Raw genomic sequence first — 19,348 nt, 5'->3', positions numbered from 1 at the left:
GGATGTCTAGGGGGACGGCATGGACGGTGTACCGCGCGTACCGGAGCAGCGACGCCCCGGCTCCCCGAAGGAGCCGCCGGCGGCCCTGCGCTTCGGCGTGCTCGGCCCGGTACGCGCCTGGCGCGGCGGCGAACCCGTCGCCACCGGGTCCCCCCAGCAGCGCGCCCTGCTCGCCGCCCTGCTGCTGCGCGAGGGCCGTACGGCCACCGCGGCGGAGCTGATCGACGCGCTGTGGGGCGAGGACCCGCCGTCGCAGGCGCTGGCGGCGGTCCGGACGTACGCCTCCCGCCTGCGCAAGGTGCTCGGCCCCGGGGTGCTGGTGAGCGAGTCCGGCGGTTACGCCGTGCGCGGGCTGGGCGACGGCGCCCTGGACCTGGCCGCCGCCCAGGAGCTGGCCGCCGAGGCGGAGAAGGCGCGCACCGCCGGCGACCTGCGCCACGCGCGGGAGGCACTGGGCCGGGCCCTGGCCCTGTGGGACGGGGAGCCGCTGGCGGGGGTGCCGGGGCCGTACGCCGAGGCCCAGCGGGTCCGCCTGGAGGAGTGGCGGCTCCAGCTCCTCGAAGCCCGCCTCGACATGGACCTGGAACAGGGCTGCCACGCGGAGGCCGTCTCGGAACTGACCGCTCTGACGGCGGCGCACCCCCTGCGCGAACGGTTCCGGGAACTGCTCATGCTGGCGCTGTACCGCGGCGGTCGCCAGGCGGAGGCCCTCGCCGTGTACGCCGACACCCGGCGGCTGCTCGCCGACGAGCTCGGCGTCGACCCGCGCCCCGGGCTGCGGGAACTCCAGCAGCGCATCCTCCGCGCGGACCCCGGCCTGGCCGAGCCCCCCGCGCCGGCCGCCGAACCGGCCGCCGTGCCGGTGCGCCCGGCGCAGCTTCCGGCGACGGTCCCGGACTTCACCGGGCGCGCGACCTTCGTCCGGGAGCTGAGCGAGGTGCTCGGCTCCGCCGACGGCCGGGTGATGGCGGTGTCCGCGCTGGCCGGCATCGGCGGTGTCGGCAAGACGACGCTCGCCGTGCACGTGGCCCACCGGGCGCGGCCCTCCTTCCCCGACGGGCAGCTCTACGTCGACCTCCAGGGCGCGGGCCCGAGGCCGGCGGAACCGGAGACGGTGCTCGGCTCCTTCCTGCGCGCGCTCGGCACCCCGGACTCGGCGATACCCGACTCCCTGGAGGAACGCGCCGCCCTGTACCGCTCCCTCCTCGACGGCCGCCGCGTCCTGGTCCTGCTGGACAACGCCCGCGACGCGGCCCAGGTCCGCCCCCTGCTGCCCGGCACCGACGGCTGCGCGGCGCTCGTCACCTCCCGGGTGCGCATGGTCGACCTCGCCGGAGCCCATCTCGTCGACCTGGACGTGATGTCCCCCGACGAGGCGCTCTCCCTCTTCACCAAGATCGTCGGCGAGGAACGGGTGGCGAGCGAGCGGGAGGCCGCGCTGGACGTGGTCGCGGCGTGCGGCTTCCTGCCGCTGGCCATCCGCATCGCCGCCTCCCGCCTCGCGGCCCGCCGCACCTGGACGGTCTCCGTCCTGGCCGCCAAGCTCGCCGACGAGCGCCGCCGCCTGGACGAGCTCCAGGCCGGCGACCTCGCGGTCAAGGCGACCTTCGAACTCGGCTACGGCCAGCTGGAACCGGCCCAGGCCCGCGCCTTCCGGCTGCTGGGCCTGGCCGACGGCCCCGACATCTCGCTGGCCGCCGCGGCGGCGATACTGGACCTCCCGGCGGAGGAGACCGAGGACCTGCTGGAGGCCCTGGTCGACACGTCCCTGCTGGAATCGGCGGCCCCGGGCCGCTACCGCCTCCACGATCTGGTCCGGCTCTACGCGCGTGCGTGCGCCGAACGGGACGAGCATCCGCCCAGCGAGCGGGAGGCGGCCCTGTCGCGGCTGCTCGACTTCTACCTGGCGACGGCGGCGGGCGTCTACGCCATCGAACGGCCCGGCGACCGGCTGGTGGAGGACCTGGAGACGACCAGGTACCCCGGGCTGCGCTTCGACGACGGGTCGGCGGCGCTCGACTGGCTCTACACGGAGTCGGCGGCGCTGCTCGCCTGCGTGCGGCAGGCCGCGGGCACGCCCCGGCTGCGGCGCGCCGTCGATCTGCTGTGGGCGGCCCGGGACCTGGCCGAGTCGGGGGCCAACTTCCGCGCCTACGAGGCCACGGCCATGGCCATGTGCCAGGCGACGAGGGCGGCCGGCGACCTGCGCGCGGAGGGCCGGGCGCGCAACACCCTCACCGCGGTCCTGCTGGTGACCGGCCGCATCCAGCGGGCCTGCGAGGAGGCGCGGCTGGCCATGGAGTGCGCCGGTTCCGCCGGGGACGCCACCGCCGCGAGCTGGGCGGCCCAGGACCGCGGGCTGATCGCCCTGCACCAGCACCGCTACGCGGACGGCAAGGTCTTCTTCGACCAGGCCATCGCCGGGTTCCGCGCGGCCCGCAACGGGCTGTGCGAGGCGACGGCCCTGTGCAACCTCTCGCGGGCGTACCTGGGCATGGGCAACACCGCGAAGGCCGTCGAGTTCGCCCAGCACGGCCTCGCCGTCCACGTCCGGGTCGGCAGCACGATGCGGCTGGCCAACGGGCACTACGCCCTGGGCGTGGCGCTGACCGCGGCCGGCCGGCACCCGGAAGCCCTCAGCCAGTTCTCCGAGGCCCTGACCATCTTCGCGGACCACCGGCAGCGGCTGTGGGAAGGGACCACCCACTTCCGGATCGCCGAAGCGCACATCTCCGCGCACCGGCCCACCCAGGCCGCCCAGCACGCCGAGCAGGCCCTCGCGCTGGGATGCATCGGCGGGGACCGCACCCGCGGCAGCGTCCTGACGCTCCTCGGGCGGGCGCTGTCCGCACTGGGGCAGGTGGACCGGGCGAAGGCGTGCTGGCGCGAGGCGCTCGGCCTCTACGAGGAGAACGGCGCGGCGGAGGCCGACACGGTGCGCCGGCTGCTGTCTCCCGCCACCGCGGCCTGAACGGCGCGGGCACGGACGTTCAGCATTCGTTTATCGGGACCCGGCACTCTCATAGCAGTCACACCGTCGCGTCGGGGGGCAGACGGAGTGACCAGGAGCCCGACGGGTTAATGTGCGGCTCCCAACGCCCGTCCGGAAACCCTCGGGGGAGTTTCCGGGCGGGCGTTCCTCACTCGTACCACACAGAGGAGCTAGCCCATGAGCGACCAGAAGACGGACGCGACCGCCACACCGCTGGACAACAACATGCCCACCCCTGCGGCGTCGGACGAGATCGCGGCCCCGCTCGACAACAACATGCCCAGTGGGCCGGCCAAGGTGGACGCCATCACGACGATGGACAACAACATGCCCGCCCCGCCCGCCCTGGACCTGACCCGGGACGGCAGGTAGACCCAGACCTCATCCCAGCGGGGATCGGCCGCGGCGGCGCGGAGGGGGTGCCGCCGCGGCCGTGGCGTGTCCGGGGCCCGTCAGGGCGCGGGAGCGGCGCCGGGGACGACCTCGCAGTGGTCGAGCGCGGCCGCGGAGCCGTGGAAGGGCACCTCGACCGTCCGGGACTCCGCGGCGCCCAGCCTGACGTCCTGGTGGGCGGAGTCGAGGGCGCTGTGGGTCTCGTCGTCCGTGAAGTCCACGCGCACGCGGAAGGTGCCCCCGCGCGTGTTCGGGTTGGTGACCTTCACGACGGCGTGGGGCCTGGCCTCGGTCGCGCAGGTCACCAGTTCCGCCTCGGCGTCACGGAGCTGCGACCGGCCGGAGCCGCCGCTGCCGCTGGTCCCGCTGCCTCCGGTCGCGCCGCCGTAGTCGTAGTCGTGGCCGTCATCGTCGTAGTCCCGGTACGAGCCGCCGCCGCCCGACGAGGAGGACGAACCGTCGTGGTCCTGGCCTGAGCTGCTGCAACCGCCGCCTCCCCCGCCCTCGCCCCCGTGGCCGCCGCCGTGCCCGCGCCCCGTGGAGAAGCCGGTCAGCGCCAGGGCCGCCAGGGCCGACACCGCCGTGAACCTGAGTGCTCGCCCGCGCCTGTTCATGCCGCCACGGTAGCGATCTTCTGTCACTGACATGTCATGGCAGGGCCACGGCCGGGTCAGGCCGTGCGCGCCGTCCCCGTGCCCTTCTCCGCGTCCAGCGCGTACACGCAGCGGTCCTTGCTGCACGCGTACACGATGCCGTCCCGCACCACCGGGGAGCCGGTGATCTCGCCGCCCGTCGCCAGCTTCCAGCGCAGCCGGCCGTCGTCGGCCTTCAGGGTGTAGAGGAGGTGGTCGGTGGAGCCGAAGTGGATCCGGCCCTCGGCGACCGCGGGGGCGCCCACGATGTCGCCGCCCGCCTGGAAGCGCCACTTGGGCGTGCCGGTGACCGCGTCCAGGGTGTACAGGCCCTTGCCGCTGCCGACGTGGACGTGGCCGGCGGTGACCAGCACCGGTTCGACGGACGCCCGGGCCTCGGTGGCGATGCGCCAGCGGTCGCGGCCGTCGGCGGCGTCCAGGGCGTAGACCGTGCCCAGGTAGTCGGCCAGGTAGAGGCCGCCGCCGGTGACGGCCGGCCCGGGGACGAAGGCGGGCGGGGAGAGGAAGACCGCCGGGGCCTCGAAGTGCCACGCCAGGCGCCCGCTGGCCACGTCCAGGGCGAGGACGCGGGTGCCCGCGGAGACGTACACGCGGCCGTCCGGGGCCGCCGTGAGACGGACCGGCACGCCGCCGCAGGAGGCGGCGTCGCCGACCGGGTACGACCAGCGCTCCTCGCCGCCGCGGGCGTCCAGGGCGCGCAGGCGGCCGTTCTGCCACACGTACACCGTGCCGTCGTGGACGGCCGGTCCGGCCTCCGGCGACTCGAAGTCGCTCTGGCAGCCGGTGATCTCCCACAGCTTGCGGCCGGTCGACGCCTCCCACGCCTGCACGCCGCCGCCGCGCGTGCCGGTGACGACCGCGCCCCGGTCCGCCTTCAGGGAGTACACCCAGGCGTCCGTGGACAGGCGCCACAGGTCGGTGCCCGTACGGGCGTCCAGGGCGAAGAGGGTCGGGCCGTCGGAGGCGTGGATACGGCCGTCCGCGACCGCCATCGACCAGGCCACGTCCCGCGTCTTGAAGCGGCGGCGGCCGGTCGCCACGTCCAGGGCGTGCACCTCGAAGGAGGTGACGTAGACCAGGTCGCCGGCGACGGAGGGCGTGCCCCAGACGTCGTTGGACATGCGGAAGCGCCAGGGGCGCCAGCCGGTCGCCGCGGCCGCCTCGGGGGGCGCCGCCGGGGCGGGCGGCGCGGCGGGGACGGCGGGGTCGGCGCCGTTGACGCCGGGGCGGGGCTTGCTCCAGGACGCGGCCAGCGCGGACTCCGGGGCGGGCGCCCTGACGGTGGTGGCGCGCATGTCGGCGACGCGCGGGCCGGGGCCGATCGGCACCGGCGCGCCGGCCAGCCGGACCGGCCCGGTGCCCGGGGACCCGGTGGGCTGCGGCACCGGCGGCGGCGCGGGCGCGGCGGGCCCCGGGATCACCGGGTCGTGGGACGGCGGCGGCGGGACGGAGGGGCGCGGGACCGCTCCCGCGTTGTTGCGAGCGCCGCCCTGGGTGGCCGGGCGGCCGTTGCGGCGGGCCTCGATCAGGCTGACGGCCCGCTCGGGCAGCCACGCCGACGCCGTACCGCTGTCGTCGGTGCCGGAACCGAACAGGTGCGGCGCGAGCTGGGCCTGGAGGTCGGCGGGGGTGGGGCGGGCCGCCGGCTCCATCTGCATACAGGACTCGATCAGCGGGCGCAGCTCGTCGGGGAGCCCGTCCAGGTCGGGCCCCTCGCGCAGCAGCATGAACACCGTCTCCACCGGGTTGGCGCCGTGGAAGGGGGCGTGCCCGGTGGCGGCGAAGACCAGGGTGGAGCCGAGGGAGAACACATCGCTGGCGCCGGTGACGCTGCGGGAGTCCTTCGCCTGCTCGGGCGACATGTAGGCGGGGGTGCCGACGGCGACGTTCGTCATCGTCAGACGGGTGTTCGACACGCCGGAGGCGATACCGAAGTCGATCACCCGGGGGCCGTCCTCGACGACGAGGACGTTGGACGGCTTCAGGTCGCGGTGGACGAGCCCGGCGCCGTGGATCGACTGGAGCGCCTCGGCGACGCCCGCCGCCAGCCAGCGCACCGCCTGCGCCGGGAGCGGGCCGCACTCGTTCACTATCTCCTCGAGGGAGGGCGCGGGCACGTAGGCGGTGGCCAGCCACGGCACGGCCGCGCGGGGATCGGCGTCGACCACGGCCGCCGTGTAGAAGCCGGAGACCGCGCGGGCCGCCTCCACCTCACGGGTGAAGCGGACCCGGAACAGCTGGTCCTCGGCGAGCTCCGTCCGGACCGTCTTGATCGCCACCCGCCGGCCGGACGCCGAACGCGCCAGATAGACCAGCCCCATGCCGCCGGCCCCCAGCCGTCCCAGCACCTCGAACGGCCCGATCCGCCGCGGATCGTGCTGCGTCAGCTGATCCACCACTTGCCTGCCACCTCCCCGTACGAGCCGCGCCACCACATATGTAACGCGGCCGAAGTGCAGCGTCTCACCACCGCACCGCCGTGGCGGCACGCACCCTGATTCTTCCTGTCCGGGCCGCCGGTGGCGAACCCGGTGAGGAAAGGGATGTCCAGCACCCTATAGGGATATATGCCACACGGGGAGGGCGCGTTGCGGCGGCCGCCCGGCACCGCCGCCGGCCGTTCAGCGCTCCAGCAGCGCGAACGACGCCCCCTGATCGTCGCCGACCACGGCCACCCGCCCGTACGACGTCGTGAACGGCGGTACCCGCACCCGGCCCCCGAGCCGGATGACCGCGCCGAGGGCCGCCGCGCAGTCCATCACGCGGAAGTGGACGAGGAAGTGGGGCGGCATCTCGGCGGGGAAGACGGCGGAGACGAGGGCGCGGCCGAAGTCGGGTTCGGCGTCCGGGCCGAAGAGGGCGTCGTGGAAGAGGCCGCCGTAGAAGGCGTTGGCGGCCTCGGTGTCGGTCGTGTACAGCTCGGCCCAGGTGAAGGTGCCCGGCTCGTGCCGCCGTCCGAAGCCGGGGTGCCCGGCGGGCTGCCACAGGCCGAAGACGGCGCCCTGCGGATCGGCGGCCAGGGCGGCGGTGCCCAGGTCGCCGACCGGCAGGGGGGCGCTCACGACCTGCCCGCCGGCCCGCTCGATCCGCCCGGCCAGCGCCTCGGCGTCGGGGGTCGCGAAGTACACCGTCCACACGGTGGGCAGCCGGCCGTCCCGCTTCCGCGCGAGCCCGGCCACGGGTGCCCCGCCCAGCCGGGCCCACACCGGCGATCCGGGCGCCCGGCCGCCGCCGTCCGGGTCCGCGCGGTCCCCGAAGGTCCACCCGAAGAGCTCGCCGTAGAACCGTTTGCCCGCCTCGACGTCGGGGAGCTGCGCGTCCACCCAGCACGGGACGCCCTCCGTGACAGCGCCCTCCGCGGCCCGGGGGGCGCTGTCACGGGATGCCCTGTTTTCGGCCATGCCGCCAAAGTAACCGCGTCGCGCGCACCGCGCAGACCAGGCACAGCAGCCCCTTCATGGGCCCGCACCCCATTTGCAGTCGGCCGAATAGCGCCCACAAGCCCCCTCGGTAAGCTGACGGCATGACAGGACAAGTGCGTACCGTCGACGGCCGCGTGGCCGGCCGGCGTGGGCAGGCGACCCGGCAGAAGCTGCTCGACTGCCTCAGCGACATGCTCAGCTCCTCGCCCTACCGCGATGTCAAAGTCATCGACGTCGCCCGCAAGGCGGGGACGTCGCCGGCGACCTTCTACCAGTACTTCCCCGACGTCGAGGGAGCGGTCCTGGAGATCGCCGAGCAAATGGCCTCCCGGGGCGCCGGGTTGGCGGGCCTGGTGGAGGGCCGCTCCTGGGCCGGCAAGTCGGGCTGGCAGACCGCGCAGGAACTGGTCGACGGGTTCCTGGACTTCTGGCGCAAGAACGACGCGATCCTGCGGGTGGTCGATCTCGGCGCCGCCGAGGGCGACAAGCGCTTCAACAAGCTCCGCATGAAGATCCTCAACTCGGTGAACAGCTCGCTGGCCGGCGCCGTCGCCGAGTTGCAGTCCAAGGGCCGGGTCGACAAGGACGTGAACCCGGCGGCCATCGCGGGCGCGCTGGTCGCGATGCTCGCCGCCGTGGCCTCGCACCAGAAGGGCGTCTCCTCCTGGGGCGTGAAGCAGGCCGAGCTGAAGCCCAACCTGGCGCTGCTGGTCCACCTGGGCGTGACCGGGAGGAAGCCGGCGAAGTAGCGCGGGGCCCGCACCCCGGGCGCCCGCATCCGCACCCCAAGTCCTGTCTGGCAGGCGGCGGTCCACCTCGGTGGACCGCCGCCTGTCGCGTTGCGCGCGCCCTCGCGTCTCCCGCGGGGGGTTCGCGTCACGCGGGGAGCGGGCGGTCCTTCACCACGTGCTTCATCACCAGCGTCGAATTCAGCCGCTGCACCCCCGGCAAGGTGGCCAGGCGCTCGTCGTAGAGCCGCTGGTAGGCGGCGAGGTCGGCGGCGACGACCCGCAGCAGGTAGTCCGGCTCCCCGAACAGCCGCTGGGCCTCCACCACTTCCGCCACCTCACCGACGGCCCGCTCGAACCCGTCGACCGTGTCACGGTCCTCCTGCCGCATCGACACGAAGACCAGCGCCTCGAAGCCCAGGCCGACGGCGGCGGGCTCCACCACCGCCCGGTAGCCGCTGATCGCCCCCGACCGCTCCAGCTCACGCAGCCGCCGGTGGCACGGCGAGACACTCAGCCGCACCCGCGCGGCCAGCTCGGTCACGGTCAGCCGCCCGTCCTGCTGGAGCTCAGCAAGAATCTTCCGGTCCACATCGTCCATGAGGCAGATCTTCCCCCGAAACGGGCCTTCACGAGCAAACTTCGGGAACACTTTCGAGTCATACCGGCCTAATCTCCCCACCATGGACACCGGAACGCTGATCTCCTTCCTCACCCTGGACTTCCTGCTGGTGTGCGTGCCGGGCGCGGACTGGGCGTACGCCATCTCCGCCGGGCTGCGCGAGCGGTCGGTGACCTGGGCCGTGGGCGGCCTGGTCACCGGATACGCCCTGCACACCCTGCTGGCGGCGGCCGGGCTCGCGGTCCTGGTGGCCGGGGAACCGGCCCTGCTGACGGCGCTGACGGTGGCGGGCGCGGCCTATCTGGTGTGGCTGGGGTGGGGCGTGCTGCGCAGGCCCGCGGCCCCGGCGGCGGCACAGGAGTCCGCCGGGCCGGCGAGCCGCGCGCGGGTCTTCCTGCGGGGCGCCACGATCAGCGGCCTGAACCCCAAGGGCCTGCTGCTCTACCTCTCCGTCCTGCCGCAGTTCCTCGTCACCGACGGCGCCCGTCTGGCGGTGCCGGCGCAGACCGCGGTCCTGGGCCTGCTGCACATGGCGTGCTGCGCCGCCGTCTATCTGACGGTCGGGCTCGCGGCCCGTGCCGTCCTGGGGACCCGGCCGGCCGCGGCCCGCGCGGTCACCCGCACCTCGGGCGCCGCGATGCTGGGCATCGGCGCGTTCCTGCTGATGCAGCGGCTGATGACGCTGTAGCGGCGGGGCGGGGAAAGGGGGCGGGAGAGAAGGAAAGGGAGGGAGGGGATGGGAAGGAGGGGATGGGAAGGGGAGGGAAAGAGCGGGGCGGGAGGGGAACACCGCGCGGTGCGGCCGGTGTTGTGGTGACATCGGACAGACGCCGATCCCCCCGGAGGAGACCGCGATGGCCCTGACCCGCGAAGAGCGTGAACAGTTCCTGGCCGAGCCGCACATCGCCGCGCTCGCGGTCGACGCGGGAGCCGGCCGCGCCCCGCTGACCGTGCCGATCTGGTACCAGTACGAGCCCGGCGGCGATGTGTGGATCATGACCGGGCTCGACTCCCGCAAGAACGAGCTGATCCAGGCGGCGGGCCGGTTCTCCCTGATGGTCGACCGGGTGGAGCCCACCATCCGGTACGTGTCGGTCGAGGGACCCGTGGTCCGGACCGTCCCCGCCACCCTGGAGCGGCTGCGGGAGATCTCGTCCCGCTATCTGCCGGCCGGGAAGGTCGACGAGTACGTCGACTTCGCCTGGAAGAACCACGGCGAGCAGGTCGTGGTGCACATGCGGCCCGAGCGGTGGGTCTCGACCGACCTGGGCTCGGTGTGATCCGGCCCCGCGCGTGAGCCGGCCGGGGCCGCGCGAGAATCGGGGCATGGGAACGGATCTGCACGAGCTGCTCAGGTCACTGCGGGTGTGGGACCCCGAGGTCACCGCGCTGCCGCCGTTCGACCCGGCCGCCGCGCCCGCCGCTCCGCTGCCGCTGTTCGAACGGTGGTTCGCCGACGCGGTGGCGGCCGGGGAGCGCGAGCCGCACACCGTGTCGCTGGCGACGGCGGACGCGGACGGCCTGCCGGACGTGCGGATCGTGATGCTGCACGGCGCGGACGGGGAGGGCTGGTCCTTCGCCGGTCACGCCGGCAGCCGCAAGGGCCGCCACCTCGCCGCCCGCCCGTACGCCGCGCTCGCCTTCTACTGGCCCGTGCTCGGCCGTCAGGTGCGCCTGCGCGGCCCGGTCGCCGTCGCGCCGCCCGACCAGGCGCAGGCCGATCTGCACGCCCGCTCGGCCGGCGCCCTGGCCGCCGCCCTCACCGGACGGCAGAGCCGGGAGCTGGGCTCGCTGGAGGAGCTGGCGCGGGCGTCCGAGGCGGCGTGGGACCGGGCCGTGCGGGAACCGGCCACGCCGGTCGCGTCCTGGACGCTCTACCGCCTGCGCCCGGAGGAGGTGGAGTTCTTCCAGGGGGAGCCGCGCCGCCGGCACGTACGTCTCGTCTACCGGCGCGCGGACGAGGGGTGGAGCCGGGGGCTGCGGTGGCCCTGACCGGTCACGGCACCGCCGGTTCGGGGTCCGTGGCCAGGCGGGCGTGCAGATGGGCGTCGCGGAAGGCGTCGTGCCGCTCCGGCTGGGGGAGCGCGCCGCGCAGCGTCCCCTCGTAGCGGAAGCCGCAGCGTTCGGCGATCCGGCAGGAGGCGTCGTGGCCGAGGGCGTGGTCCAGCTCCAGGCGGTGCACCCCCAGCACGCCGAACGCCCAGCGGGCGGCGAGCAGGAGCGACCGGGTGGCCACGCCCCGGCCGCGGGCCTCGGGGAGCACCCAGTAGCCGACGCGGGCGCGCCGGAGGGCCCGGTCGATCTGGTCGACGCCGATGTGGCCGAGCGTCGTGCCGCTGTCCGCCTCCGTGACCCGGAAGGAGACGGAGCGGCCGGCCGCCGCGTCCAGCGCCCGCGCGCGCAGCGCCTCGTGTGCGCCGTGGACGTCCGCGACCGGCCGGAGCGGGGTGTTCCAGCGGCGGAAGTCGGGGTCCCGCACGCCGCGCAGCCACGCCTCGGCCTGGGCGCCGGACTCGGGGTTCCAGGCGCGCAAGCGCAGTCCGTGGCCGTTAAGTTCGGGGCCCGGGCGGGACGACCGGAAGCGTTCACGTGTGAGGGCCATCGGCTCATTTCCGTACGGGGTGGGCCTGACGTCACCCTGCGAGTCCCCTCGGCGTCGCCCCTGAACCGCCCCTGAGTCGCCGCTGAGTCGTCTCTGAGTCGTCTCTGGATCGCCCCTGGGTCGGCCCGGGACCGCCGCTGAATCCCTTTCGGAGCCCACGGATTGCGGGCCGGGCGGACGGAACGTTGTCCACAGGCTGTGGACGAAGCGGGCTGCCGCATTCCCCGGCCGGCGGCGGCGCGGTGCTTGCCCGCCCCGAGCACGGCATCGCGCGCCGCCATCCGGCTTCGGCGCGCTCTCCCCGCTCCCCGCAAGGGCCCTGGGGAGGACCGGCGCCGCGTCGCGATCCACACTCGCCGAGGGTTTCCGTCACCACACCCTCGTCGTCCCCTCGCCGCGAATCGCTGCACACCAGCGTGAGGAAACGGGCACCAACCGTCAACCGCCGCATGTCGGTTCATCCCCGGCATCCGGTGCGCGGGGACGCGCACGGGGGCACGCGCCGGGCGCACCGCCGGGACTCGCACGGGTGGGCGGGAGGCACGGCCTCCGTGCCGTCACACCGCCTCGAAGGCCAGTCCGTCCAGTGGCGAGGCGCCACCGCCGGCCGTCCTGCCGTACGCCGTGCCGCCCGCACGGCCCGGCGCGGGCTCGGGATCCTGGCCGCGGCGGTCGAGTTCGCACCAGATGCGTTTGCCGCCCCCCTCGCGGCTCCAGCCCCAGCGGTCGGCGAGGCCGACGACCAGGGCCAGGCCCCGCCCGCCCGTCGCGTCGTCGTCCGCACACCGCGGCAGGGGCGCCCGGTCGCTGGAGTCCGCCACCTCCAGGCGCACCGTCGCCTCGTCCGTGGGCGCCCCCGGCAGGCACAGCCGCAGCACGGCGGGGCGGCCGGTGTGCACCACGGCGTTGGTGACAAGTTCGGAGACGAGCAGGACCAGCGTCTCGGCGAGTGGCCCGTCGTCCCGTATCCCCGAAACGGCGAGCCGCGAGCGGGCCCACTTCCTGGCCCGCCCCACTTCCGCGGGGTCGGGCCGGATCTCCAGCTGCACTTGAAGCACCTGCACCGCTCACACCATCCGAACCGGCGGACACTTAGGCTCGCGCCGCACGAGGGCCACGATCGTGGCCATCTTCTGCATGGCCAGAACAACGGCCGGGACGACAGGGGTCACGGAACGTGAACCCCTTGTGGGACAGCATGGTTGACGTACAGTCACCTCAACAAGCGCTTCGGGCATATTCCAGCGCGAAGGAGTACCCGTAGGGCATACTGTGCGACGCTCGTCGCGAGCAGTCGAACAGACGGCGGCGTGAGGCCGTCCAGCCCTGCGAACAACGGCACGCGCCGCCCTATCCGGTGCCGCCCCGGGGGCGGCACCGGCACGGTTCGCGCTCGGGGCCACTCGCATCTCACCCAAGGTACCGGAGCCCGGCGCCGACTGCGGGCCGTAACCGGTCTCGCACGAGAGTCCAGTCGATGATGACGCTCCGTAATCGCTGTCGGGCGCGACCGGCTCCCTCCCCACGAGGTCCGCGGGGCCCGCGCCGGACTACTCGGACACGGTGAAGTAGCGGGCGAAGGCCGGGACCACGTCCGCCTCCCCCACCTTCCCGTCCCCGTCCGCGTCGAGGGCGGCGGCGACCGGACGGGCCGTCTCGGGCGGCACGCCCAGTGCCGTCAGCACGCGCGCGGCGTCCTCGACGGTGACCGCGCCGTCGCCGTCGGCGTCGGCGACGTCCAGCGCCGCGCGCAGGAAGGGGCGGGCGATCCCGGCGAACCGCTCGGGGTTGTCGCGCAGGCGCTTGACCGCGCCGCTCACGAACTCCTCGCGGGTGACGCGCTGGTCGCCGTCCCGGTCCGCCATGCCCGCCATGCCCTGCCAGAACGCCTCGGCGCCGCCGTACAGCGCCTGCCCCTTGTCGGACCGGGCCGCCATGCCGAACTCCGCGAGCAGCGCCTTGGCCGCTCCGTTGAAGTCCGCACGGTCGATGTACCCGTTGCCGTCCTGGTCGAAGGTGGCGAACCGGGCGGCGATCCTGCGCTCATACTCGCTGCTGACCATCTCTTTCAGGCCGCCTTACGTCGGAGGGGTGGGTCTCGTCGGAGCGTACGACGACGGGGACCACCCCGGCGCCGGAAGGCGAGGGTTGTACCGGAACCGGGGGAATTCCGGTACACGGGTGCGGCACGGCACGGAGATCTAGTGCCGCGGCACTAGGCGGCCGGGGTGCGCGGTTCGTCGCCGGTCGCCGAGGCGAGGTCGGGGTGGACGTCGAACAGCCGGCGCACGCCCAGCGCGCCGAGGACGCGGTTGACATGGGACCCGTCGGCCGCGCCCCGGGCCGGCAGGATCAGGCGCAGCCGGCCCTGGCAGGAGCGGATGAGGCGCCGGGCGGCGACGAGCACGCCGACTCCGCTGGAGTCGCAGAACAGGACCTCGGAGAGGTCGAGGACGAGACTGTGGCGGCCTTCGGCCACCGCGTCGTGCACCCGCTGGCGCAGCACCGGCGACGTCACCAGGTCCAGTTCGCCCGACACCTGGAGCACGGCCCATCCGCCCTGCTCGACCGCGTTCACATTGAACGTCACCACCATGCCTTTCGCTCGCCGGAACGTCCGGATCGCGCCCGGGCAGCGTCCGGGCCGGGTCCGACCGGGCCTGGATTCGGTCGAAACGGAAGCACTACCTACGCTTCTTGGGCGCGCGCCTGCCCACCGGCCGTTCCCGCAAACACATCGCCGGAAACGAACGCCGATCAACAAAGTCTTGTTTCAGTCTCTTTCGATCTTATTCGATCAATTCTGGTCGTAGGGAGGGGATGGGTGACGGACGGATGCGGGCCGGGTCTGGGGAGGTCTGAGGAGGTCTGGGGGACGCGCGGGGAGCACAAGGAGCCCTCGGGAGGCGCGCATTATCACCTTCCGGGCGCCTGGGGGCGCGCATTGCCGCAAAGGGGCGCACGTCGTCGGAGGTCCGGATTACATTCGAGGAGTCGGTGGCCGCGGGCCGAACGCCGCGGAGCGCGCGGTCCGGCCGCCGGACACGGGCAGGGGCTGAGGGGGCCGCATGACGACGGACACGGACACGCCGCTTCGCTGGGACCGCGAGATACAGCGGCGGCTCGCGCGCGGGGAGGCCGCCGCCCTCGGCGAGCTCTACGACCGGTTCGCCACGCTCGTGCGCGGCCTGGCCCACCGCGTCCTCGGCGACGAGGCCGCGGCGGACGGCATCACGCGCGACGTCTTCGCCCATGTCTGGGAGCACCCGGACGCCTACGACCCCGGGCAGGGCCCCCTGCGGTCCTGGGTCGCCGAGCTGACCCACCGCCTGGCCGTGCGGCGGCTGCGCGCCACAGAGACCGCGGCGCCGGCGCGCGGCCGCCCGGGAAGCGCGGAGGAGCTGGAGCGCAGGGTGCGCCGCGCCTCGGTCGCCGCCCGCGCCGACTACATCGTCCAGGCGATGCCCGTCCCGCTGCGCGCCGCGCTGGAGCTGGCCTACTTCCAGCGCCGCGACTACCGCCGGACGGCCGCCGACCTCGGCGTCACCGAGGACGAGGCCCGCCGCCGCCTGCGCCTGGGCCTCCAGCTGCTCGCCACCGCCCGGGAGGCCGGCGCCCCCGGGACACCGCCCGGGTACGGGGGCGCGGCATGAGCGGGGCGGAACGCTTCGAGGCGTACGAGGACGACGCGCCGCAGCGCCCCGGCGGCCGTGCCGGCGGGTGGCCGGCCGGGGAGGGCGGCACCCGCCCCCTGGTCCGCCTGCCGGGGCGGGGCGGCGGCGAGCCGGCCGGCCCGCCGCCGGAACCGCGGGAACCGCCGGTCCCGACCGCGCCCGCCGCGCTGGAGCACCGGGTGCTGCGGTCGCTGCTCGGGGCCTGGGCGCTGGCCGCGTGCCCGGCGCGGGAGGCGGTCGCGGTCGAGGCGCACCTGCGCGGCTGCGGCGCCTGCGCCGACGAGGCCGGTCGGCTGCGCGACGCGGTGGGGCTGCTCCAGCGCCCGGAGAGCCTCGACCTGGACCCGGCGCTGCGCGCCCGGGTCCTGGGCGGTTGCCTGGAGCGGCGCCCGCCGCGCGTCCCGGTGCCCGCGTGGGCGCAGCCGTACGACGCCGAGACCGCTCGGCTGGACGCCCTGCTCCAGGACTTCGGGGACGCCGAGTGGCACGCTCCCGTCCGGCTGCGCTGGTTCGAGTCCGGCGGCACGGCGACCCGCCGGACGACCGTCGCCGGAGTCATCGCCCATCTGCTGACGGTCGACGGGCTGGTCGCGACCGCCCTCGGCCTGCCCGATCCGCTGGGCGAGATCCGGGCGCCGGCCGCGGCCCCGGCGGCCCGGACGGAGGCGTACTGGCGGACCACGCGCTTCCCGCCCACCCGCTCGGTGCGGGAGCCGTGGCGGGAGCAGGCCCACGGCATCGTCCGGACGGTGTCGTTCACCGGCGGGGGCGCCGACCAGGGCGGGGACCGGACACCGGTCTCATACGGCGACTTCGCGCTGCCCCTGCGCGACGCGATGCTGGACCGGGCCTTCGCGTGCTGGATGCACGCCGAGGACATCGCCGACGCGGTGAACTACCCCTACGACCCGCCCGCCCCGCGTCATCTGAACCGCGTGATCGACCTGGCGGCGCGGCTGCTGCCGGCGGCAGTGGCCGCGCGCCGCCGGGGCGGGCGCGGGCCGGCCGCGCCCGGTCCGCGCCGGCATCTGGTCGCCGCGGGTGAACCAGGCCGCACCCTGCGGCTGGAGATCGAGGGGCCCGGCGGCGGTGAGTGGCTGGTCCCGCTGGACTCCCCCGCCGCGGTGGGCTCCGCCGGCCACGAGGTGGCCCATCTGGCCCTGGAGGGCGTGGAGTTCTGCCGCCTGGCGGCGGGGCGCCTTCCGCCGGCGGACGCCGCCGCCGGCCAGTCCGGGGACCCCCAGGCGATCCGGGACGTCCTGCTCGCGGCGGCGTCCCTGAGCCGGATGTGACCGGAGGGGCCGGAGGTCGCCGGAGGCCGTGGGGCGGAGGCCCTAGGCGAAGACGACCGTGCGCCGGCCGTTGAGCAGGATCCGCCGCTCGGCGTGCCACTTCACGGCCCGCGCCAGCGCCTGGCACTCCACGTCCCGGCCGATGGCGACCAGGCCCTCGGGGGTGACGTCGTGGCCGACCCGCTCGACCTCCTGCTCGATGATCGGCCCCTCGTCGAGGTCGGCCGTCACATAGTGCGCGGTGGCGCCGATCAGCTTCACCCCGCGCGCGTGCGCCTGGTGGTAGGGCTTGGCGCCCTTGAAGCTCGGCAGGAAGGAGTGGTGGATGTTGATGATCCGCCCGGCCAGCTGCTTGCACAGGTCGTCGGAGAGGACCTGCATGTAGCGGGCGAGGACGACCAGCTCGACGCTCTCCTCGCGCACGATCTCCAGCAGCCGCGCCTCGGCCTGGGCCTTGGTGTCCTTCGTCACGGGAATGTGGTGGAAGGGGACGTCATACGACGCCACCAGTTCGGCGAAGTCGGTGTGGTTGGACACCACACCGGCGATCTCCACCGGCAGCGCGCCGATGCGGGCCCGGAAGAGCAGGTCGTTCAGGCAGTGGCCGAACTTGCTGACCATCAGCAGGACGCGCATCTTCTCGTCGGCCCGGTGGATCTGCCAGTCCATCTGGAAGGAGTCGCCGATCGCCGCGAAGCTGGCGCGCAGCTTGTCCACGGTCACCGGCGCCTCGGCCGAGAAGTGGACGCGCATGAAGAACAGTCCCGTGTCGTGGTCGCCGAACTGCTGGCTGTCCTCGATGTTGCAGCCCGTCATGAACAGGTAGCTCGACACGGCGTGCACGATGCCCTGCTTGTCCGGGCAGGAGAGGGTGAGGATGTACTGATCGGCCGGGGCGGTGGCTCGGGTGGACTGCTCGTTCATGCAGCACAGGGTCCCATATCCGGGGCCCCGGCCGGGGGCCGTCCCGCCAACCGGACCCGCTACGCGGTCCGGGTCAGGAGCCGCAGCGCCTCCAGGCTGCGCGGCGCCGCGTCCGGGTCGTCGCCGTCGCCGGTGGCCAGCCGCACATGCGCGTCGCGGGCCGCGCGCACCGCGTCCGGCCAGGCCGGGTGGGCGAGGTAGGTCTGGACCGGGGCGTCCGGCCCGACCTCGTGCATGATCCGCAGCACGCGCAGGACCGCGGTGTCGACGAGCGCCGCCTCCTGCGAGTCGCGGAAGATCGTGCCGATGTACTTGTCGGCGGACCAGTGGTCGAGCCAGGTGTCCTCCACCAGCCGGTACACCGCGTCGGTGACGTCACCGTAGCCGTCCGCCCCGGCCAGCCAGACGTCCCGCTGGAAGGCGGGGTCGGAGAGCATGTGCAGCGCGGAGCGCACATGGCTGCGCCAGCGCCACCACGGCATGTCGTTCAGTGGCATGCCGCCCATGGTGGAGGAGCGGCGGCCGCGACGGGAAGAGTTCTCCGAACCTTGCACGGTCATCGATCGTACGTTCCCCTCCATGCGCGCCCCACCGGCCCCCGCAATTCACCTCCGTGTCACCACGCATTGACCGGAGGTCACTTCCAGGTTAGCCGTGTGGCGGAATCGTGTGCGTCCATGACCGGCAGGCGACGCAAGCGCAGCATCACCCTTCCCCGCCTCCTCACCCGGCCCGCCAGAAGCGGCGTCCTGACCGCGGGCGCCCTGGTGGCCGGTGTCTCGCTCGCCGCCGGCTGCGGGATCGTCCCCGGTGCCACGGGGGGCTCCGGGGACGATCCCATCACCGTCATGACCTGGGCGCCGCAGGACACGAACGCCACCAACAAGCCCGGCATGCCGGCCTTCGCCCGCGCCTACGCCCGCTGGATCAACGCCCAGGGCGGCATCAACGGGCACCCGCTCAACGTCCTGACCTGCAACGAGCACAACGACAGCGTCGCCGCCGCCAAGTGCGCCCGGCGCGCGGTCAAGGAGGGCGCGGTCGCGGTCCTCGGCTCCTACAGCCAGCACGGCGACTCCTTCTTCCCGGTGCTCGAAGGCGCCGGCATCCCCTACATCGGCGGCTACGGCATCACGAACGCCGAGTTCACCAGCCCGCTGTCCTACCCGGTCAACGGCGGCCAGCCCGCCCTGCTGGCCGGGCTCGGCAGCGCGCTCGCCCCGCGCTGCGGCACCGTCACCCTGGTGCGCCCCGACACCATCGCCGGGGACCAGCTGCCCGCACTGCTCGACTCCGGCCTGACGGCCGGCGGGCACGAGGCGGCCGACGACCAGCGGGCGCCGGAGGACGCCACCGAGTACGGCGCCCAGGCGCAGCGCGCGCTGGAGCGGGCGACGGCCGACCCGCCGGAGCGGGGCTGTGTGGTGCCCGTCCTCGGGGACCGCACCGGCACCTTCATGGACTCCTTCCGCCGCGTCCGCGAGGAGTACCCCGAGGTCCGCACCGGCACGGTGCTCGGCAGCGTCGACCAGACGACGGTCAACGCGACCGGCGGGGCGGCCGGCCCGTACGAGGGGTCGTACGTCACCGGGTGGTACCCGGTCGCGAGCGACCCGCGCTGGGACGGGATGCGGCAGGTGATCCGGCAGGAGGCGTTCGGCGACAACCGCGTCGACCCCGAGGACGCCGGGGTGCAGACCACCTGGATCGCGTACACCGTGTTCAAGGGGGTCGTCGAGGCGCTCGGCGACCGCGAGGTGACGGCCCACACCGTGACGCACGCCCTCGACGACGGGCTGAAGGTCGGCACGGGCGGACTCACGCCGGAGCTCCAGTGGCGGTTCCAGGACAAGCTGGCCTCGGTCGGCTTCCCGCGCCTGGTCAACACCGACGTCACCGTCCAGATCGTCCGGGACGGGCGCCTGGTGTCGGCCAGGAAGGGCTTCGTCGACACGACGAAGACGCTGCGGGACGCCGACGTGGCCTGAGCCGGGGCGTCCCGAGGAGAGGGGACCGCCCCCGCGGCGCCCGGCCCGGTCAGAGCCG

General features: G+C 74.5%; 19 protein-coding genes. 9 read left to right on the top strand and 10 right to left on the bottom strand.

Annotated elements, in window-relative coordinates; genetic code table 11:
* The first annotated feature begins 19 nt into the window (after positions 1-19).
* Both AB0L74_RS08385 and AB0L74_RS08380 read left to right on the top strand, forming a co-directional pair.
* Positions 20-2,971 carry a BTAD domain-containing putative transcriptional regulator gene (locus AB0L74_RS08385; protein ID WP_365647261.1) on the top strand — a complete coding sequence of 984 codons (2,952 nt, stop codon included), beginning with the start codon at positions 20-22 and terminating at the stop codon, positions 2,969-2,971.
* 198 nt (positions 2,972-3,169) lie between these two features.
* Complete coding sequence (locus tag AB0L74_RS08380) at positions 3,170-3,364, top strand: hypothetical protein (protein WP_365647259.1); 195 nt, start codon at positions 3,170-3,172, stop codon at positions 3,362-3,364.
* An 80-nt stretch (positions 3,365-3,444) separates the two neighbouring features.
* On the opposite strand, the gene AB0L74_RS08375 is transcribed toward AB0L74_RS08380, so the two are convergent.
* The 3 genes from AB0L74_RS08375 to AB0L74_RS08365 all read right to left on the bottom strand — a co-directional run bounded on the left by AB0L74_RS08375 (position 3,445) and on the right by AB0L74_RS08365 (position 7,439).
* A complete protein-coding gene (locus AB0L74_RS08375; protein ID WP_365647256.1) occupies positions 3,445-3,999 on the bottom strand; it encodes a hypothetical protein in 555 nt (184 codons plus the stop codon).
* Between the two features lie 56 nt (positions 4,000-4,055).
* A complete protein-coding gene (locus AB0L74_RS08370) occupies positions 4,056-6,437 on the bottom strand; it encodes a serine/threonine-protein kinase (protein WP_365647253.1) in 2,382 nt (793 codons plus the stop codon).
* Positions 6,438-6,659: 222 nt separating this feature from the next.
* Positions 6,660-7,439, bottom strand: a complete 780-nt coding sequence (locus AB0L74_RS08365; RefSeq protein WP_365647250.1) for a VOC family protein — start codon at positions 7,437-7,439, stop codon at positions 6,660-6,662.
* Positions 7,440-7,573: 134 nt separating this feature from the next.
* On the opposite strand from AB0L74_RS08365, the gene AB0L74_RS08360 reads away from it, so the two are divergent.
* Positions 7,574-8,209 carry a TetR family transcriptional regulator gene (locus tag AB0L74_RS08360; RefSeq protein WP_365647513.1) on the top strand — a complete coding sequence of 212 codons (636 nt, stop codon included), beginning with the start codon at positions 7,574-7,576 and terminating at the stop codon, positions 8,207-8,209.
* A 127-nt stretch (positions 8,210-8,336) separates the two neighbouring features.
* Here the strand turns inward: AB0L74_RS08360 and AB0L74_RS08355 are convergent, their stop codons facing one another.
* A complete protein-coding gene (locus AB0L74_RS08355) occupies positions 8,337-8,789 on the bottom strand; it encodes an Lrp/AsnC family transcriptional regulator (RefSeq protein ID WP_365647246.1) in 453 nt (150 codons plus the stop codon).
* Positions 8,790-8,871: 82 nt separating this feature from the next.
* Here AB0L74_RS08355 and AB0L74_RS08350 point away from each other — a divergent pair, with 82 nt between their 5' ends.
* The 3 genes from AB0L74_RS08350 to AB0L74_RS08340 all read left to right on the top strand — a co-directional run bounded on the left by AB0L74_RS08350 (position 8,872) and on the right by AB0L74_RS08340 (position 10,802).
* Entirely contained in the window at positions 8,872-9,498 is a 627-nt protein-coding gene (locus tag AB0L74_RS08350) for a LysE family translocator (protein ID WP_365647243.1), read from the top strand.
* 166 nt (positions 9,499-9,664) lie between these two features.
* Positions 9,665-10,090 (top strand): pyridoxamine 5'-phosphate oxidase family protein, encoded by a 426-nt coding sequence (locus tag AB0L74_RS08345; protein ID WP_365647241.1) that lies wholly within the window; start codon positions 9,665-9,667, stop codon positions 10,088-10,090.
* A gap of 46 nt (positions 10,091-10,136) precedes the next feature.
* A complete protein-coding gene (locus AB0L74_RS08340; protein WP_365647239.1) occupies positions 10,137-10,802 on the top strand; it encodes a pyridoxal 5'-phosphate synthase in 666 nt (221 codons plus the stop codon).
* Positions 10,803-10,806: 4 nt separating this feature from the next.
* Here AB0L74_RS08340 and AB0L74_RS08335 read toward each other — a convergent pair whose 3' ends face one another.
* The 4 genes from AB0L74_RS08335 to AB0L74_RS08320 all read right to left on the bottom strand — a co-directional run bounded on the left by AB0L74_RS08335 (position 10,807) and on the right by AB0L74_RS08320 (position 14,008).
* On the bottom strand, positions 10,807-11,412 hold the full coding sequence (locus tag AB0L74_RS08335; protein WP_365647236.1) for a GNAT family N-acetyltransferase: 606 nt from the start codon (positions 11,410-11,412) through the stop codon (positions 10,807-10,809).
* Between the two features lie 557 nt (positions 11,413-11,969).
* Positions 11,970-12,461 carry an ATP-binding protein gene (locus AB0L74_RS08330; protein WP_365647511.1) on the bottom strand — a complete coding sequence of 164 codons (492 nt, stop codon included), beginning with the start codon at positions 12,459-12,461 and terminating at the stop codon, positions 11,970-11,972.
* A 501-nt stretch (positions 12,462-12,962) separates the two neighbouring features.
* Positions 12,963-13,475: an EF-hand domain-containing protein gene (locus AB0L74_RS08325; protein ID WP_365647233.1), complete on the bottom strand. Its 513-nt coding sequence runs from the start codon at positions 13,473-13,475 to the stop codon at positions 12,963-12,965.
* A gap of 152 nt (positions 13,476-13,627) precedes the next feature.
* Positions 13,628-14,008 (bottom strand): STAS domain-containing protein, encoded by a 381-nt coding sequence (locus AB0L74_RS08320; RefSeq protein WP_365647231.1) that lies wholly within the window; start codon positions 14,006-14,008, stop codon positions 13,628-13,630.
* A gap of 472 nt (positions 14,009-14,480) precedes the next feature.
* Here AB0L74_RS08320 and AB0L74_RS08315 point away from each other — a divergent pair, with 472 nt between their 5' ends.
* Both AB0L74_RS08315 and AB0L74_RS08310 read left to right on the top strand, forming a co-directional pair.
* Complete coding sequence (locus AB0L74_RS08315) at positions 14,481-15,065, top strand: sigma-70 family RNA polymerase sigma factor (protein ID WP_365647228.1); 585 nt, start codon at positions 14,481-14,483, stop codon at positions 15,063-15,065.
* Complete coding sequence (locus AB0L74_RS08310) at positions 15,062-16,378, top strand: zf-HC2 domain-containing protein (RefSeq protein ID WP_365647225.1); 1,317 nt, start codon at positions 15,062-15,064, stop codon at positions 16,376-16,378. The genes AB0L74_RS08315 and AB0L74_RS08310 overlap by 4 nt, the downstream gene beginning before the upstream one ends.
* A gap of 42 nt (positions 16,379-16,420) precedes the next feature.
* Here AB0L74_RS08310 and purU read toward each other — a convergent pair whose 3' ends face one another.
* A complete protein-coding gene (gene purU / locus AB0L74_RS08305) occupies positions 16,421-17,302 on the bottom strand; it encodes a formyltetrahydrofolate deformylase (RefSeq protein ID WP_365647222.1) in 882 nt (293 codons plus the stop codon).
* A gap of 59 nt (positions 17,303-17,361) precedes the next feature.
* Positions 17,362-17,862 (bottom strand): hypothetical protein, encoded by a 501-nt coding sequence (locus AB0L74_RS08300; protein WP_365647219.1) that lies wholly within the window; start codon positions 17,860-17,862, stop codon positions 17,362-17,364.
* Between the two features lie 117 nt (positions 17,863-17,979).
* On the opposite strand from AB0L74_RS08300, the gene AB0L74_RS08295 reads away from it, so the two are divergent.
* Positions 17,980-19,290: an ABC transporter substrate-binding protein gene (locus AB0L74_RS08295; RefSeq protein ID WP_365647216.1), complete on the top strand. Its 1,311-nt coding sequence runs from the start codon at positions 17,980-17,982 to the stop codon at positions 19,288-19,290.
* Positions 19,291-19,348: the final 58 nt, after the last annotated feature.

This window comes from Streptomyces sp. NPDC052020 (assembly GCF_040680575.1).
Lineage (GTDB): Bacteria > Actinomycetota > Actinomycetes > Streptomycetales > Streptomycetaceae > Streptomyces.
The sequence above is the reverse complement of the archived record's forward strand: the minus strand, read 5'-3'. Positions and strand labels throughout refer to the sequence as shown.